Source organism: Lentzea sp. NPDC005914 (genome assembly GCF_040629405.1).
Classification (GTDB): Bacteria; Actinomycetota; Actinomycetes; order Mycobacteriales; family Pseudonocardiaceae; genus Lentzea.
Genome location: NZ_JBEXVQ010000009.1, coordinates 176058 through 192019, shown reverse-complemented (window position 1 = coordinate 192019; position 15962 = coordinate 176058). Strand labels below are relative to the sequence as shown.

The following is a 15962-nucleotide window of genomic DNA, read 5'->3' as shown; positions in this document are numbered from 1 at the left end:
CTGCCCCTAGTCTGCCGATGACGCCCAACGGACTGTGAGGGTGCGCGATGAACACCATGAGTTCCCAGGGCTCTCCGATTCCCACCGACGTGTGGGACCAGCAGGAGATGCGGGACGCACTGGCCCGACGAGAGATCAGCTCGGTCTACCGGCTGCTCCGACGGCACGGCGTGTCCCAGCGCCAGATCGCGGCGCTCACTGGGCAGTCGCAGTCCGAAGTCTCGGAGATCCTCAAGGGACGCCAGGTGATGGCTTATGACGTCCTCACCAGGATCGCCGTTGGCTTGGGTGTCCCACGTGGATACATGGGTCTCGCCTATGACGAGACAACGGCAGTACGGGTGGCCGCAACCGCGGACTCACCCCATCCTGAGGAGGACGAGTCGGTGAAGCGTCGGAAGTTCCTCGCGCACGCCGCCGCCGTGACAGTCGGCGCGGCCGTGTTCGGAGCGGACTCCGGGTCGTGGGTTTCACACCCCACACAGACTCCGGCTCCGGGACGCATCGGCATGACCGATGTGCGCCAGGTCGAAGCGGCGACGCGGGCTCTGCGTGCGTTGGACTACCAGTACGGCGGCGGTTCCTGCCGCGACGCGGTGGTCGCCCAGCTGTCCTGGGGACAGCAGATGCTCGGTGCGAACTCGACGGACGTCGTCCGCCAGCGCCTCTACGTCGCGCTGGCCGACCTGCACAACCTCGCCGGCTGGACGTCGTTCGACACCGGCCTGATGGACTCGGCCCGCAACCACTTCGGTCAGGCCCTCGACCTCGCCAAACAGGGCGAGAACGAGGCGCTGATGGCGAACATCCTGTACCGCATGGGCCGCGTCTACCTGCACCAGAACGCCCCCGACGACGCGCTGAAGGTGTTCCAGCTGGGTCAGCTGGCCGCGCAGAACTCGGGTTCCGAACTGGCGGTGGGCATCCTGTGCGCGAACGAGGCCTGGGCCTACGCGAAGATGGGGTCCGACGAGCAGGCGCTCAAGCTGCTCGGCCGCGCGCGTGACGAGTTCTCCCGCGCCAACGTCGCCGAAGCCCCCGCCTGGGCCAAGTTCTTCAACGAGATCGACCTCTCGTCCATGATCGGCACGGTGCACACGGAGCTGGCACAGACGGTGGACGCCAAGTACACGAGGACCGCCATCCCGGCGCTGTCCAAGGCGATCAACAACTTCGGCGACGAGTACGCGCGCAGCCGCTCGTTCAACCTGACCTCGATGGCGATCAACCACCTGCTCGAGGGCGACATCGACCACGGCGCCAAGATCGGCCGCCAGGCCGTTGACCTGTCGGAAAGCCTCAAGTCGGTGCGCACGAAGCAGCGCATGGAGCCGCTTCGCCAGGAAGCCGAGAAGCGCCGCAACAACCCCGAGGCCCGCGAGCTCGCGGACCGCGTCGCCCGCTTCACCGGTACCGAGTCGGCCGCATAGTTTTATCTCGTTTGGGCCCCATAGCATCTCTTTTGGATGGTGTGGGACACGAAGCGGTAACGCCAGGACCTTCTCCCACGAATGCAGCATCGACGGGCGAGAAATCCACGCCTAAGGTGCGGCAGGTCGGGGCGAAGGACGAGGTGCGGCGCGTGAGCCTTACTCGGAGGTGGCGTTCCAAGAGAGCGCTGCGGTCCGCGCAGTTGCTCGACGAGGTGGTGGACACCCAGTTGCCGCTGCTGGCGGCGTTCGACGAGGAGCGACGGCGCAGGTCAGCCGACTACCTCGCGGAACTGGTGGCCCTCGCGCAGGACTACCGCTACTACGCCAACGGCTGGATCGACAGCCGTGAGCTGGACCGCCGCGGCCAGCGGACGATGAACCGGCTGGCGCGCATGCGTGAGGAATCTTCGGCTCGACTGATCACCGACTAGTCCGTTCGCGCGCAGCTCGTCGCGCCGATCGGACCACTCACCGAGCGCGGTCCTGATCACGCGGATGTTTCACGTTGAACAATCACCAGGGCACCGGCCCGCTGTGGTCGAACAGGCCTCCGGTCGGTCCGTCGTCGGGCAGGGTGGCCAGCCTGATCGCGATCCTGGCTCCCTCGGCGGGTGTGTCGGTCCCCTGGAAGCCGTTGAGGTCGGTCGCCACATATCCGGGGCACGCACCGTTGACCTTCATGTTCTCCAGTTCCTTGGCGTACTGGACGGTGATCGCGTTCAGGTACGTCTTCGACGGCGAGTAGGTCCCGCTGACCCCGCCGAGGCCGCGGCCCGGTGTGCTCTGCAAGGTCAGTGACGCGACGTGGCTCGACATGTTCACGATTCGCGGCCGTGCTGAGCGGCCCAGCAGCGGCAACAGCGCGTTGGTGACCCGCACGACGCCGATCACGTTGGTCTCCACCACGGCCCTGATGCTCTCCGGCGTGGCGGTCGACGGCTGGTCCGGCCACCCTCCGGCGATCGCGGCGTTGTTGACCAGCACGTCGAGCCGGCCGAACCGCTCCTCGAACAGCGCCGCTGCTTCGGTGGCGCTCTCGTCGTCGGTCACGTCCAACGGTACGAAGAACGCATCAACGCCCTCTGCGCACAGTTTCGCCGCTGCCTCCTCGCCTCGCTGACGGTCTCGTGCGCCGACTCCGACGCTCATCCCCAAGGCGCCCAGCCCCGCCGCGATCTCGTACCCGATGCCCTTGTTCGCGCCGGTGACCAGCGCAATCGTCTGTTCGCTCATGCATTTGATCGTGGCCGGAGCCGGCGCCGGAACCAACATCACTTCGGTCTGGCAGCGATACCCGGCTGATATGGATACGGTTGACGGCGTGGAGACACGAGAGCTGCGGTACTTCGTCGCGGTCGCCGAGGAACTCCACTTCGGCCGGGCCGCGGACCGGCTCGGCATCGCCCAGCCGCCGTTGTCGCGGACGATCGCCCAGCTCGAACAACGGCTCGGCGTCGCTTTGCTGACCCGCACCAGCCGGAAGGTCTCGCTCACCGAGGCGGGCGCGGTGCTGCTGGCCGAGGGGCAGGCGATCCTCGGTGCGATCGCCGCTGCCGAGAGGCGCACTCGCACCGTCGACCGGCCGTCGCTGGTGCTGGCCGCGAAAGCCGGCGGTTCCAGCGAACTGCTCGCGAAGCTCCTCGACGCCTACGCCGCCGAACCGGGTGCGGTCGCCGTCGACCTGCTGTTGTGCGAGGCCCACACCAGGCGACCGCTGTTCGACGGCCGGGCCGACGTGGCGATCCTGCACGAACCGTACGACTCGACCGCGGGTCTCGACGTCGAGGCCCTGTACAGCGAGAGTCAGTACGCCGTCCTGCCCAACTCGCATCCACTGGCCTGTGCGGCGCAGTTGCGGATGGCCGACGTCATCGACCTGCCGGAGCTCGCGCGCTGGCCGGAGCCCGACGGCACGTACTTGGACGGCCCCGGCGTGGAGGTGCACAACCTGACGCAGCTCTTCCAGATGATCGCGCTCGGCCGTGCCGTCGCGGTCATGCCGGAAATCGTCCGCACGGGCCTGCTCGAAGGCCTGGTCGCGGTGCCGGTGGTCGATGCGCCGAAGGTGACGACCGTGATCGCCTGGCCGCCCCACAGCAGGTCGCGTGCTGTCGCGGACCTGGTGCGGGTGGCGATGGGGTTCAGCTGACGGGTGCGCGGCTGAGGATCACGGCGAGGCCGAACGCCACGCCCATGATCGTCACTTCCAGAATCGCCCACTGCACGATCGCGGTGACCTTGTGCTGGGAGATCTTCGGCAGCAGCCGCCACCGGATGTGCGCGCCGAGCAGCGCGATCAGCCCGGCGCAGACCGCCTTGCCGAGGAACAGCAACCCGTAGCCGGTCGTGAACAGCGACTGCGGGAACGGCACCACCGGGTTGAGGATCAGCTCCAGCAACCCGTTGAACAGGCCGGTCACCGCTACGACGATCAGGCTGATGGTCGCGACCCTGGAGAACTTCGGCAGCGCGACCGCCAGCAGTCCCTTGCGGTAGGCCACCAGCGCCATCAACGCGCCGAGCCCACCCGCCCAGGCCGCCGCGCCCAGCACGTGCAGCTCCATGGAGACCATCGAGTAGTCGTGGTACTTCCAGTTGGACGCGTGCCCGGTCACCGGGATCGGCAGAAGCCCGAACATCGAGATGAGAATCCGCAGCTCAGCGGGCACGGACTCGCCGCGGCGGACGGCCATCACGCCGATGATCAGGTAGACGAACGCGCAGGCCGCGCTGAACAGCAGGCCCTTACCGGCACCGACGTTCGCGATGTAGTCGAGGGCGTTGGCGACGCTGACTTTGCTGCCCGGCCGCAGCTCAGCGGCCTGCAGAACGATCGCCAGCAACGCGGTGATCACCCAGACGGCCGCGGCGACGACCGCGCCGGGCCGGGCGAGGCGCATCACCGGTTCGGTGTGGGTGGGCCGGTCGAAGCCGAGCAGCTTCGGCAGGATCGACAGCCCGACGACGATGGTCGCCGAGACGTCGAGCAGCACCCGCGTGACCGGAAGGCCGTACCGGACCGCCGCCCCGGCGTCGACGACCCCGGCGACCACGACGGGTGGTGCCAGCACGAGGCCGAGCGCGATGCCCGCGAGCGCGCCGAGGACGAGCCCGGCGAGCACGCGGTAGTGGGAGGGGGCGGCGGTCCGGACGTCGCTCATGCCTTCGTGCCTCCACCGCGCAGGGCGAAGAACACGCCACCGCCGAGCAGCACCACGGCGCCGGCGATCCACACCCAGATGGGCACGCCGTCGCTCGAACCGCTGTCGGCCTCGTTGTCGGCCGCGACCTGGCGAGGCGTACCGGTGCCGTCCTTGGTCAGCGTGAACGTCAGCTCACCGGAGACGGGGTGCCCGTCCGCGGACAGGATGCGGTAGCCGATCTTGTACTGCCCGGCCTTGCCCAGCGCGTCGACCTTCGTGGAGACCGCGGTGTCCTTGATCGTCGGATCGCCCGCAACCTCGTAGTGACCGCCGTTCGCGTCGACCACCGTGATCGTGTTGATGCCCTGGCCGCCCTGCACGTCCTGGTCGAACGTCAGCGTGACGCTCGACGGACCGGCCTCCAGCGAGGTCTTGTCCTTCGGGTCACTGCCGATCAGTGCGTTGTGCGCCGCCGCGGGGGCGGCCGTGACGAGCACGGCCGCACCAGCGAACAGGAACGCGACTAGTGCGCGCTTCATGCCTTGCGCCTCGACCGCAGGATCGCGCCGACACCGAAGCCCAGGCCGAGCGCACCGACGGCCAGACCCGCGCCACCGAGGTAGCGGGCGGTCTTGTCGGAACTGGAGACCGACGCCTCGTGGGTGTCGGTGTGGCTGTCGGCCGCGGCCGCCGTGCCGTGGCCGCCGTGGTCGTCACCCTCGGCCTTCTTCGGGGCGAGCTTCAGCGCGGGGGCCGGATGCTCCGGCTCCTTGCCGTCGGCGCCGGTGGCCTGCGACCAGTCGACGACCTCGCCGTTCTCGTAGGTCTGCTTGGTCGGCAGTTCGAGCTTGTCCTTGCCCTCCGGCAGGGTGCCGAGCGCGACGAAGAACTCCTGGTACTCGTCGATCCCGATCTTCACGCCGGGGTCGGCGGTCCAGGTGATCGTCTTGAACGCCTCGGTGACCTCCTTGCCGGCGATCGTCACGGGCTTGTCGAGCTTGGCCTTGACCGCCTCGGCCTTCCAGCCGGTCAGCGGCTTGGTGCGCACCGAGGTCAGCGGGGTGTCCTGCGGCAGCGTCACCTCGATCTTGGTGGTGCCGGCGTTGTCCCGCTCGTTCGGGACGCGGAACGCGAACGTCGCGCGGCCGCCCTGGGTGAAGTCGGCGGGCTGGGCGCTGACGTGCGCCGATGCGATGGTCGGGGTGCCGAGAACGGCGAGTCCGGCAACGCCGAGGACGGCGAGCGCGCGCACGCCAAAGCGATTTGTCGACATGAAGTTGTGGCTCCTGATTGCCAAAGGGGTTTTAGGGGAGTCGGGGATGTCAGGAACCACAGGGCGGGCCGCGCAGCCCGTGCGCACGCGTCAGCTCCGAGTGGTGCGTGTTGCGGAGGTAAGGCGTGCTGGTGAACGTCCGCGGCGGCTTGGTGACCGGCAGCGGCGTGAGCCTGCGGGGGATCAGGCGCGTGACCGCGGAGAACAGCCTGAACAGGGCGTTCTCCGCGTGGAAAAGGAGGATGCCGGTCAGCGTCGCGGCGACGAGGTGCGCCAAGAACATCTTCCCGGTGAGCGTGTTGGTGTGTTCGTGGTTGACCCAGGTCAGCAGCAGGTGCTGCGCGAGCTGGGCCGTGCCGAGACCGGCGATGACCGAGAGCTTCCCGGTCCGCTTGTCCGCGAGTGACGCCGCCGCGAACGCGATCAGCACGACCAGCGGCAACGCGTGGATGAACTCCAACAGCTCTCCGCCGCCCAGTCCGTGCGCGGCGATCGTGAGCGTTGCAGAGGTCAGCGCAAGTGCGGCACCACGCAGGGTGCGCAACTCACTCGACCGTGTGCTCACGCCGGTGAGGGTAATCGGAGGAGTTTGCCCCGGTCTATGAGTGGGTAGCTAGGGACGCATGCACAACCAATGCGACCAGCCGGGCCGCACCGACCGGGTCGTGTTCGGCGTTGCCGCTGGTCTCACGCTCGCGTTCGTGGCCTGGGGAATCGTCGGAACAGACTCACTCGCCTCGGTGTCGAAGTCCGCGCTCGGCTGGATCATCCAGCATCTGGGATGGGCGTTCGTGATCTCGGCCTCGGGGTTCGTCGTCTTCGCCCTGTGGCTCGCCTTCAGCCGTTACGGCAAGATCCCGCTGGGCCGTGACGACGAGAAACCCGAGTTCAAGACCGTCTCGTGGGTCGCCATGATGTTCAGCGCCGGCATGGGCATCGGTCTGATGTTCTACGGCGTCAACGAGCCGCTGAGCCACTTCGTGAAGCCGCCACCCGGCACCGAGGGCGATCCCCTCGGGACCGCGATGGCCACCACGCTGTTCCACTGGACGCTGCACCCGTGGGCGATCTACGCCATCGTCGGCATCGCCATCGCCTACAGCAGCTTCCGCCGCGGCCGGTCCTCGCTGATCAGCTCCGCTTTCGCGCCGCTGCTGGGACGCCGGGCGTCGTCCGGCTGGGGCCGCGCGATCGACGTGATGGCGATCTTCGCCACGTTGTTCGGGTCGGCCGCGTCGCTGGGGCTCGGCGCGCTGCAGATCGGGTCCGGGCTGGAGGCCGCCGGCTGGGCCGGTGACGTGGGCAAGGGCGTGCTGGTCGCGATCATCGCCGTGCTGACCGTGGCGTTCGTCGCGTCGGCCGTGTCCGGGGTCGCGAAGGGCATCCAGTGGCTGTCGAACATCAACATGGTGCTGGCCGTCGTGTTGGCGCTGTTCCTGTTCGTGGTCGGACCGACCGTCTTCATCCTGAACCTGCTGCCCACTGCGTTGGGTGACTACTTCCGCGAGCTCGCGAACATGGCTGGGCGGACCGCCGCTTCCGGTGGTGACGCGACCGAGACCTGGCTGTCCGGGTGGACGATCTTCTACTGGGCCTGGTGGATCTCGTGGACGCCGTTCGTCGGCATGTTCATCGCGCGGATCTCGCGTGGTCGCACGATCAAGCAGTTCGTGGCCGGGGTGATCCTGGTGCCGTCCGCGGTGTCGCTGGTGTGGTTCGCGATCCTCGGGGGCACGGCGATCTTCGAGCAGCGGTCTGGGGTGGATCTTGCTGGGCAGTCCACTCCGGAGTCTCAGCTGTTCTCGTTGCTGGACCAGTTCCCGTTGGCTGCTGTGGCCGGGGTCGTGGTGATGCTGCTGGTGGCGATCTTCTTCGTGTCCGGGGCCGACGCGGCTTCGATTGTGATGGGAACGCTCTCGCAGCAGGGGTCGATTCAGCCTCGGAAACCCGTGGTGGTGTTCTGGGGGGTGCTGACCGGGGCCGTTGCTGCGGTGATGTTGCTGGTGGGCGGGTCTGACGCGCTTACTGGGCTGCAGAATCTGACGATCATTGCGGCGTTGCCGTTCATGGTTGTGATGGTGGGGTTGTGTGTTTCGTTGGCTCGGGATCTTCGGTCGGATCCGATGATTCGGCGGGAGGAGCGGGTGGCTGAGGTTATGGAGGAGGTCACCGCGCATCTCGACCCTGGGCAGGTGGTTGAGGAGGCGGCGGTCAAGGCTGTGGCTGAGGTGACTGGGAAGACACCTTCGGTGCGGGCGTGACGCGGCTTTGTGGGTGGTCGCCTTGCGTTGGGCGAGTCACGTTGCGTGCGATCCGCGAGTTTGCGGGTGGTCACCTTGCGTTGGGCGTGTCACGTTTTAGGGCGCGGGGCTCCGCCCCGGACCCCGCCAATCTGATCAAAGACCAGCCAGCGCCGCTTGCGGGTTGATGGCACGCCTGTTGCGTTCGGCGGCTGCCAGTTCCGTAGGTGGTGCGGTCCGGGTGGGATCCCGTCACAAGCCGTACCTGAGCGAGCCACACCAGGGCAGGAGCTGAGGCACGACTCGTGACGGGGCCCCACCCGAAGCGCACGGGAAAAGCTTGCCTCGGCTTCGCCGTCGGTACTGCTCGGCTTCGCCATCGCTTGAGGGTGGGCTTTGGCGGGGTTAGCGCACGTTCAGGCGCCTGAGCAGTTCCTGCTCCAGTACGTCCAGATCAGTTCCTACGGCCCGGTGCGCGGCTTTGCGGCGGGCCGTCGGCATGCGTTCGGAGGCGCGTACGGCGGCTAGGAGTTGAGTTAGTCGCTCTTCGGTCTTCGAGACCCAGGAGGCGTCGGTAGCGCGCAGAGGCTCCATCGAGTCGGAGAAGCCGACGATTCGTGCGTGTAGGCGGGCGCCGTGGCCGGAGTACTTGCCGATGTCCGCTACGTCGATGCCCAGGCGGCGGGCGCGGTAGCGGTCGTACTGTTCGCTCAGCAATCCGGCGCCTCGGACGATCACCGGGGCCAGGACCGGAATGAGGGCCGGGCCGATCACCTTTGCCACTCCGACCAGGTTCTTGGCCCTCTTGGGCGTGATCAGATGGCCGGTTTTGCGCGCCATTCGGGTACACCTCCTCCGTCAGGTGAAACTTACTGCCCAGGTTGCTGACACATGAGGTCGACGCGCGACATACCCTGCATCAGTGACTTCCCAGGTGCAGCTAGACGCCGGCGTGGTCACTCGTTGTCGGCGGCGGGTGCACCTCGAAAACGATCCGGAGATGCGCGACGCTCCCAAAGCGGCGCTGGATCCGGCTTCGGAACAACGGAAAGCGGACGCGACGAACCATCGCCGTGCGGTGGTGGACGCGCTCGGACGGATTGTCGGCTCGAACCTTTTCGAGGTGCCGAACGGGCCCGACGTGCGCAGTGCGGACCGGGAACGGGTCACGCTCGCCGCGATGGAGATGGGCGCTCAGTACATCTGGGGCGCCGCGCTGCCGCGTGATCCTCGTGGTGGGCGGCGGGGTGGGATCGACCTGCTGGTCAAGGACGTCAGCGGGTACGTGCCCGTGCTCGTGGTCCGGCACAAGATCACAGACCCTGGCCAGGGGGCTCGCACGAGTCCGTTGACCATGCCGTTGCCCGGTAGTGGTCGTACGGACCCGCATCGCAAGGTGCGGCCGCAGCCCCGCGACCAGCTGCGGCTGGCTCACGCGCAACGGCAGCTGCAGGCCGCCGGGTACGCGACGAACGGGCGCGCTACCGGTGGCGTGATCGGCATGGACGCGGACGTGGTGCTGTGGCACGACCTGGAGGCTCCGACTTGGCCGGGCGGGCGCAACGCTCTGGGCGAGTACGACGCCCGGTTCAGTGATCGGCTGGCGGTGGCTCTGGCCGCCGCGAACCAGCGGGAGGCGCTGGCCCGGCCGTCGCGGATCGTCGACTGCAAGACCTGCCCGTGGTGGCCGACGTGCGACAACGATCTCAAGCAGGGACGGGACGTCAGCCTCGTCGTGCGCGGTGAGGACGCTGCGGCGCTGCGGAAGGCCGGGCTGTCCACTGTGGACCAGCTGGCCGAGTTGGATCCTGCCGCGGACGGGCCGATCCAGTTGGTGGGCATGCCGTTCGGTGACGCCGTTGTGCTGGCACGGGCGTGGCTGCGGGATCTCACGCTGGTGCGGCGGGTGCCCGAGATGAAGGTGCCGCGCGCGGACGTCGAGGTCGACGTCGACATGGAGAGCTTCGGCGATCTCGGCGCGTACATGTGGGGCTGCCTGCTGTCCGGAAAGGACATCGACGAGGAGCACGGGTACCGCGCGTTCGTCACGTGGGACGCGCTGCCGTGCGACGACGAGGCCCGCTCGTTCGCCGAGTTCTGGACGTGGCTCACGGGAGTGCGGCTGCGGGCGAAAGCGCGCGGGCTGTCGTTCCGCGCCTACTGCTACAACGAGCTCGCGGAGAACCGCTGGCTGCTGGGGTCGGCGGAACGGTTCGCGGGCAAGCCGGGCATTCCGACCGTGGCTCAGATCAAGGAGTTCATCGGCTCGGACTCGTGGGTGGACCTGTTCGGGATCGTCCGCGAGCAGTTCCTGTGCGCGCACGGCAAGGGCCTGAAGATCATCGCGCCGGCGGCGGGGTTCTCGTGGCGCGACCCGGAGGCAGGCGGCGAGAACTCCATGCGCTGGTACAGGTCGGCCGTGGGGCTCAACGGTGACGCGCTCGACATCGACCAGCGTCGGCGGCTGCTTGAGTACAACGAGGACGACGTCCGGGCCACCCATCGCCTGCGCGAGTGGATGACCTCGGACGCCATGTCACGTCTGCCGTTCGCCGGAGATCTCTAGCGCTGCACTAGCGGGGTGCCATGCGGAGAGCGCCGTCCATGCGGATGACCTCTCCGTTCAGGTAGTCGTGCTCGACCAGCGAGAGCGCGAGCTGCGCGTACTCGGTCGGCTGGGCCAGGCGCTTCGGGAACGGGATGCCGGCGGCGAGGCCCGCACGGAACTCGTTGGAGACCGTCGCGAGCATCGGGGTGTCGACGATGCCGGGCGCGATGGTCAGCACGCGGATGCCGACGCTCGACAAGTCGCGGGCGGCCGGGAGGGTCATGCCGACGACGCCGCCCTTGGACGAGGCGTAGGCGACCTGGCCGATCTGGCCGTCGAACGCGGCGATGGACGCGGTGTTGATGATGACGCCGCGGGCGCCGTGCTCGAGCTCCTCGGTCTTGCCCATCGCGGCGGCGGCCAGGCGCAGCACGTTGAACGTGCCGATGAGGTTGATCTCGATGACCTTGCGGTAGAGGTCGAGGTCGTGCGGACCGGTCTTGCCGACGGTCCTGGTCGACGGGCCGATGCCCGCGCAGTTGACCGTGATGCGCAGCGGGTTGCCGGAACCGGCCGCGGTGTCCACGGCGGCGGCGACCTGCTCGCCCGAGGTCACGTCCGCCGCCAGGTAGGTGACGCCGTCGACGGCCTCCGCCTTCTCGATGGCGCTGGGCAGGTCGAGCGCGAAGACCTGCGCTCCCCGCGCCGCCAGCGCACGTGCGGTCGCGCCGCCGAGACCGGACGCGCCACCGGTGACGATGGCCGCGGTACCCGAGATCTCCATGCCTTCATCCTCCTCGAAGCGAACTGCTCGCGAGGAGGTTAACGCTCGTTACCTCAAGGGTTGATACCGCATCAACGGTCGGACCAGTGCAGCAGTGCCACCAGAGGTACCGCTGCCAGCAGCGCGAGGCCGATGAAGATCGTCGCGATCGCCAGAATTCCCATGCTCTGAACTGTGCCGTTCGAAGGTGTTCGAAACATCGTCCGCGCCGGTAGACCTCTGGTAGGAGATCTGTCACGGTCAGCTACGACGAAAGTCGTACGGCGTTCTCCGGGACGCCAACTGGGCATGTCAGGGTCACCCGCATGTTTGCGCGTCGGATCGCCGTGGTGGGAACCGGTTACGTCGGGTTGACCACGGGAGCCTGCCTCGCCTCTCTCGGGCACCGCGTGGTCTGCGCGGACGTCGACTCGCTGAAGGTCGCGCGGTTGCGGGCCGGGCAGGTCGACATCCTCGAACCAGGACTCGCCGAGCTCGTCGTCGAAGGTCAGGCTGCCGGGCGGCTGGAGTTCGTGGTGGGGGCGGCGGGCGCGGTCGCTGACGCCGAGGTCGTGTTCCTCTGCCTGCCGACGCCGATGGGCGCGGGCGGTGCGGCCGACCTGAGCGCCGTCGAGTCGGTGGCTGCGGAGATCTCCGAGGTGCTGCCGTACGGGGCGGTCATCGTCACCAAGTCGACGGTGCCGGTCGGTACGTCCGGACGCGTGAGCGCGCTGCTCGGGCGTGAGGACGTCGCGGTCGTGTCGAACCCGGAGTTCCTGCGCGAGGGGACGGCGGTGCGGGACTTCCTGCACCCGGACCGGATCGTGGTCGGCTCGGACTCGCCGTCCGCCGCCGAGCGGGTCGCGGCGCTGTTCGCCAAGCTCGGTGCGCCGACCTGTGGTGGCACGCTCGCCGGCGTCCGGATCGGCGTGCTCGGGCTCGCGTTCAAGGCGGGTACGAACGACCTGCGCGACTCGCCGGCGTTGGCCGTCGCGGAGCAGCTGGTGCTCGAAGGTGCCGAACTGACCGCGTTCGATCCCGAGGTGACCGGGCCGCTGGCCGGAATGCTGCTGGTCGACGACCCGTACCAGGCGGTCAAGGGCGCCGAGGCCGTGGTGCTGCTGACCGACTGGCCGATGTTCCGCACGCTCGACTGGGTGCGCGTCGCCGAGCTTATGGACGGCCACGTCGTCGTGGACTCCCGCAACCACCTCGACGCCGACGCGCTGTTGCGCGCCGGGCTACTCCATTCGGGTGTGGGGCGTGCGTCACTCGGAGTCACGCAATTTAGTTAGCGTAGCATACCTTTAGAGGCGTGTTCACCACGCGCCCCGAACTCGTCGGCACCTTCGGCATGGTCGCATCGACCCACTGGCTGGCCTCCGCGGCGGCCATGGCTGTGCTGGAGGACGGTGGCAACGCGTTCGACGCCGCCGTGACCGCGGGGTTCGTGTTGCAGGTGGTGGAACCGCATCTCAACGGTCCCGGCGGCGAGGTTCCGATCATCTTCGCGGCAGCTGGTTCCGCGCCGCGCGTGCTCTGTGGCCAGGGCGTGGCTCCGGCCGGCGCCTCGATCGACCACTACACGTCGCTCGGTCTCGAGCTCGTGCCCGGCAGTGGGTTGCTGGCCGCGACCGTGCCGGGCTCGTGGGACGGGTGGCTCACTCTTCTGCGTGACCACGGCACCAAGTCGTTGCGCGATGTGCTGGACCGCGCCATCGGCTACGCCCGCGACGGATTCCCGCTCGTCGAGCGCGCGGTGCACACGATCTCGCTGGTGTCGGACCTCTTCCGCGACCACTGGCCGACGTCGGCAGCGCAGTGGATGCCGGGCGGGGTGCTGCCCGCTCCCGGTGGGCGTTTCCGCAACCCGGCGCTCGCCGACACGTGGGAGTGGCTGCTCGCTGCCGCCGAAGCCGCCGGTGCCGATCGGGAGGCGCAGATCGAGGCTGCGCGCCGGGCCTGGTCGCAGGGGTTCGTGGCCGCGCAGATCGACGAGTTCTGCCGTTCGGAGTTCCGCGACGACTCGGGCCGCGACCACGCCGGTGTGCTGACGGGTGCCGACATGGCGTCGTGGGAGGCGTCGTACGAGGACGCGGTGGTGACCGACTTCGGTTCGTGGTCACTCGTGAAGGCCGGTGCGTGGACGCAGGGACCCGTTCTGGCGCAACAGCTCCGGTTGCTGGAGGGCTACGACCTGTCCTACGTGGACGGCAAGCCTTCCGCGGAGACCGTGCACCTGGCTGTCGAAGCGGCCAAGCTCGCTTTCGCCGACCGCGAGGCCTGGTACGGCGACGTCGACGATGTCCCGCTCGAGACGTTGCTGTCCCGTTCCTACGCCTCTGAGCGTCGTGCGTTGATCGGCGCCGAGGCTTCCTTCGAGCTTCGTCCCGGTTCGCCCGACGGCCGGGAGCCGTTGCTGCCCAAGCACATCGTGGGCGGTCCTGCCGTGCAGGTCTCCGACCCGACCGGCGCGATCGGCGAACCGACCGTGGCCCGCACCGGCGTGACGCGCGGCGACACCGTGCACGTCGACGTCGTGGACCGCTGGGGCAACATGGTCTCCGCGACCCCGTCCGGCGGCTGGCTGCAGTCGTCGCCGACGATCCCGTCACTCGGCTTCTGCCTGGGCAGCCGTGCGCAGATGTTCTGGCTGGACAAGGGTTTGCCGAACTCGCTGGCTCCCGGCAAGCGCCCGCGGATCACGCTGTCGCCGTCGATGGCGTTGCGCGACGGCGAGCCCGTGCTGGCGTTCGGCACGCCGGGCGGAGACCAGCAGGACCAGTGGCAGCTCGGCTTCTGGCTGGCGCACCGGGCGGGCATGAACCTGCAGGAAGCCATCGACTCGCCGATGTGGCACTCGAACGCGTTCCCGAGCTCGTTCTACCCGCGTGCCTGGACGCCTGGCGAACTCGTCATCGAGTCGCGGGTGGGCGCCGACACCCTGGAAGCGTTGCGGCGCAAGGGCCACCAGGTAGTGGACGCCGGTGAGTGGTCCCTGGGCCGGATGTCGGCCGTGGCGAGGGACTCCTCGGACGGGCTCCTGCGCGCCGGTGCGAACCCACGTGGCGCGCAGGGGTATGCGGTAGGGCGTTAGCCGCCGATGATCTGAGTGCCGTCGTGGATCATCTCCACGTTGCCACCGACGTTGTGCAGCGTCGAGATGCCGGCGCTCTGGCCGAGCTCGCTCACCTTTTCGACCGGGTTGACGTCCGGCAGCTGAGGCGCGGGCAGCGGTGCGGCCTGCGCCGTGCCGGCCAGTGCCGCGATCGCACCGGCGGCGATGCCGGCGGTCGCGACGATCTTCTTGATGCTCAAGGCGTTCTGCTCCGTAAAAAGTGGAACGGCGCCCGATTCGAGGGGGAGGGAATCGGGCGCCGCCCCGGCCAGGAAGTACTGGTTGGATCAGATGTCGACGTGCGCGAAACCGTTGGCCGGACCCTGCGGCTCGTTCAGGCCGAGCAGCGTCGAGGCGGGAACGCCCATGGCGCCGGCGTCCACGTTCTCGACGATCGCGGTGACGTCCGCGTCCTCGGCGTTGATCGCCTGGATCTTGCCGGCGACGTCGGAGGTGTCGACCTTCGCGAGGTTGCCCGCGGTCGCGACCTCACCCAGCTCCCCACCGAAGTCGGGCTGCGTGTGAGCGGTGGTGTCAACGTGGTCGGCGGCGTGTGCGGTCCCACCCAGGCCGAGCAATGCGGCGGTGCTGCCGAGGGCAACAGCGGCCCCCGCGACGGTCTTCCTGAGGTTCATAGGCGCGAAAGTTGCGCACCCGACCCCTCTACATCAAGCTGCGTAACTCAGGAGGGGGAACTTCTTCATCCCTTCAGGGGTGCTACGCGTGTTCATGAACGACCTCGACGAGCTACCGAACGTCACAGATCTGGTCGTATTGGACACGCGCCCATTGCTCTGAACGGCTCAGGGCGCACCGCGAAATAAGACAGTCTTTGTCATCGCAATGCCCGATCGGGGCACAGTTCGAAGTCGCCACAATGTGCGGCGACTTCGAAAACGACTGACCAGAACTAGGCGATCGCGCCCGGTGGAAGCTTCAACTTGAACGGCAGCGTCGTCACGACCGCGAGATCCGAGGCGGTCGCCTTCATCAACGACGGGGCGTTGCGCGCGCCGGGCTCGGGCAGGTCGAGCAACCTGTCCACGGCCTCGACCAGCGGGCCCTCGTAGATCCACACGGCCTGCGCCGGACGGGCCGAGTCGCGCACCGCGGGCAGACGTCCCGCGCGCGCCTCTGTCTCCGACCAGAACAGGATCGAGTCGATGAAGCCTCTGCGCTGCTTGAACGCCATGATGCGGTCGAGCTGCCCGGCGTCGTCCCTGAGGTGCAGGAACTGGAACCCGTTTTCGCGCAGCTCGATGACCTTGCTCAGTGCGTGGTCCATGGCGCACCTACCCCTGTGAGGTCCCCTTCGGGTGACTGTTCAGTCATACGACCCGAAAGGATCGTACGGTAAGTCAACGTTCGTCCGTAAGACGTACTCCGAACGAGTATCTCAATTGGTGGACGTTTGTGGCTTAGTGTAATCACTGGCGTCCTTGTT

The 15962-nt window shown here is 68.2% G+C and carries 17 protein-coding genes; 7 read left to right on the top strand and 10 right to left on the bottom strand.

The window, feature by feature from the left end:
* Window positions 1–47: 47 nt before the first annotated feature.
* Both ABZ345_RS15630 and ABZ345_RS15625 read left to right on the top strand, forming a co-directional pair.
* Window positions 48–1430 (top strand): helix-turn-helix transcriptional regulator, encoded by a 1383-nt coding sequence (locus ABZ345_RS15630; RefSeq protein WP_359848025.1) that lies wholly within the window; start codon window positions 48–50, stop codon window positions 1428–1430.
* 152 nt (window positions 1431–1582) lie between these two features.
* On the top strand, window positions 1583–1864 hold the full coding sequence (locus ABZ345_RS15625) for a hypothetical protein (protein ID WP_109632983.1): 282 nt from the start codon (window positions 1583–1585) through the stop codon (window positions 1862–1864).
* A gap of 82 nt (window positions 1865–1946) precedes the next feature.
* On the opposite strand, the gene ABZ345_RS15620 is transcribed toward ABZ345_RS15625, so the two are convergent.
* The gene (locus ABZ345_RS15620; protein WP_359848021.1) at window positions 1947–2666 is read right to left on the bottom strand and encodes an SDR family oxidoreductase; all 720 of its coding nucleotides are present in this window, start codon (window positions 2664–2666) and stop codon (window positions 1947–1949) included.
* An 88-nt stretch (window positions 2667–2754) separates the two neighbouring features.
* On the opposite strand from ABZ345_RS15620, the gene ABZ345_RS15615 reads away from it, so the two are divergent.
* Entirely contained in the window at window positions 2755–3582 is an 828-nt protein-coding gene (locus tag ABZ345_RS15615; protein WP_359848018.1) for a LysR family transcriptional regulator, read from the top strand.
* On the opposite strand, the gene ABZ345_RS15610 is transcribed toward ABZ345_RS15615, so the two are convergent.
* The 4 genes from ABZ345_RS15610 to ABZ345_RS15595 are packed head-to-tail and all read right to left on the bottom strand — an operon-like array spanning window position 3575 to window position 6414.
* Entirely contained in the window at window positions 3575–4594 is a 1020-nt protein-coding gene (locus ABZ345_RS15610; RefSeq protein ID WP_359848015.1) for a CopD family protein, read from the bottom strand. The genes ABZ345_RS15615 and ABZ345_RS15610 overlap by 8 nt on opposite strands.
* Window positions 4591–5115 (bottom strand): copper resistance CopC family protein, encoded by a 525-nt coding sequence (locus ABZ345_RS15605; protein WP_359848012.1) that lies wholly within the window; start codon window positions 5113–5115, stop codon window positions 4591–4593. The genes ABZ345_RS15610 and ABZ345_RS15605 overlap by 4 nt, the downstream gene beginning before the upstream one ends.
* Window positions 5112–5849: a YcnI family protein gene (locus ABZ345_RS15600; RefSeq protein WP_359848008.1), complete on the bottom strand. Its 738-nt coding sequence runs from the start codon at window positions 5847–5849 to the stop codon at window positions 5112–5114. The genes ABZ345_RS15605 and ABZ345_RS15600 overlap by 4 nt, the downstream gene beginning before the upstream one ends.
* 49 nt (window positions 5850–5898) lie before the next feature.
* A complete protein-coding gene (locus ABZ345_RS15595; protein WP_359848005.1) occupies window positions 5899–6414 on the bottom strand; it encodes a hypothetical protein in 516 nt (171 codons plus the stop codon).
* Window positions 6415–6472: 58 nt separating this feature from the next.
* Between ABZ345_RS15595 and ABZ345_RS15590 the strand changes: the two genes are divergently transcribed.
* Window positions 6473–8110 (top strand): BCCT family transporter, encoded by a 1638-nt coding sequence (locus ABZ345_RS15590; protein ID WP_359848002.1) that lies wholly within the window; start codon window positions 6473–6475, stop codon window positions 8108–8110.
* 384 nt (window positions 8111–8494) lie between these two features.
* Here the strand turns inward: ABZ345_RS15590 and ABZ345_RS15585 are convergent, their stop codons facing one another.
* A complete protein-coding gene (locus tag ABZ345_RS15585; protein WP_359847999.1) occupies window positions 8495–8929 on the bottom strand; it encodes a DUF6474 family protein in 435 nt (144 codons plus the stop codon).
* Between the two features lie 82 nt (window positions 8930–9011).
* On the opposite strand from ABZ345_RS15585, the gene ABZ345_RS15580 reads away from it, so the two are divergent.
* Window positions 9012–10655 (top strand): TM0106 family RecB-like putative nuclease, encoded by a 1644-nt coding sequence (locus tag ABZ345_RS15580; protein ID WP_359847996.1) that lies wholly within the window; start codon window positions 9012–9014, stop codon window positions 10653–10655.
* Window positions 10656–10662: 7 nt separating this feature from the next.
* Here ABZ345_RS15580 and ABZ345_RS15575 read toward each other — a convergent pair whose 3' ends face one another.
* Window positions 10663–11421, bottom strand: coding sequence for an SDR family NAD(P)-dependent oxidoreductase (locus ABZ345_RS15575; RefSeq protein ID WP_359847993.1), 759 nt, complete (start codon window positions 11419–11421; stop codon window positions 10663–10665).
* A 305-nt stretch (window positions 11422–11726) separates the two neighbouring features.
* Here ABZ345_RS15575 and ABZ345_RS15570 point away from each other — a divergent pair, with 305 nt between their 5' ends.
* Window positions 11727–12695 (top strand): UDP binding domain-containing protein, encoded by a 969-nt coding sequence (locus tag ABZ345_RS15570; RefSeq protein WP_359847990.1) that lies wholly within the window; start codon window positions 11727–11729, stop codon window positions 12693–12695.
* 20 nt (window positions 12696–12715) lie between these two features.
* Complete coding sequence (locus ABZ345_RS15565; protein ID WP_359847987.1) at window positions 12716–14497, top strand: gamma-glutamyltransferase family protein; 1782 nt, start codon at window positions 12716–12718, stop codon at window positions 14495–14497.
* Here ABZ345_RS15565 and ABZ345_RS15560 read toward each other — a convergent pair.
* From ABZ345_RS15560 to ABZ345_RS15550, 3 genes are all read right to left on the bottom strand, one after another.
* A complete protein-coding gene (locus ABZ345_RS15560) occupies window positions 14494–14718 on the bottom strand; it encodes a hypothetical protein (RefSeq protein WP_359847984.1) in 225 nt (74 codons plus the stop codon). The two genes, ABZ345_RS15565 and ABZ345_RS15560, sit on opposite strands and share 4 nt — an antisense overlap.
* An 87-nt stretch (window positions 14719–14805) precedes the next feature.
* Complete coding sequence (locus ABZ345_RS15555) at window positions 14806–15153, bottom strand: hypothetical protein (protein WP_359847981.1); 348 nt, start codon at window positions 15151–15153, stop codon at window positions 14806–14808.
* A gap of 275 nt (window positions 15154–15428) precedes the next feature.
* Window positions 15429–15803, bottom strand: a complete 375-nt coding sequence (locus ABZ345_RS15550) for a hypothetical protein (RefSeq protein ID WP_030465567.1) — start codon at window positions 15801–15803, stop codon at window positions 15429–15431.
* Window positions 15804–15962 lie beyond the last annotated feature (159 nt).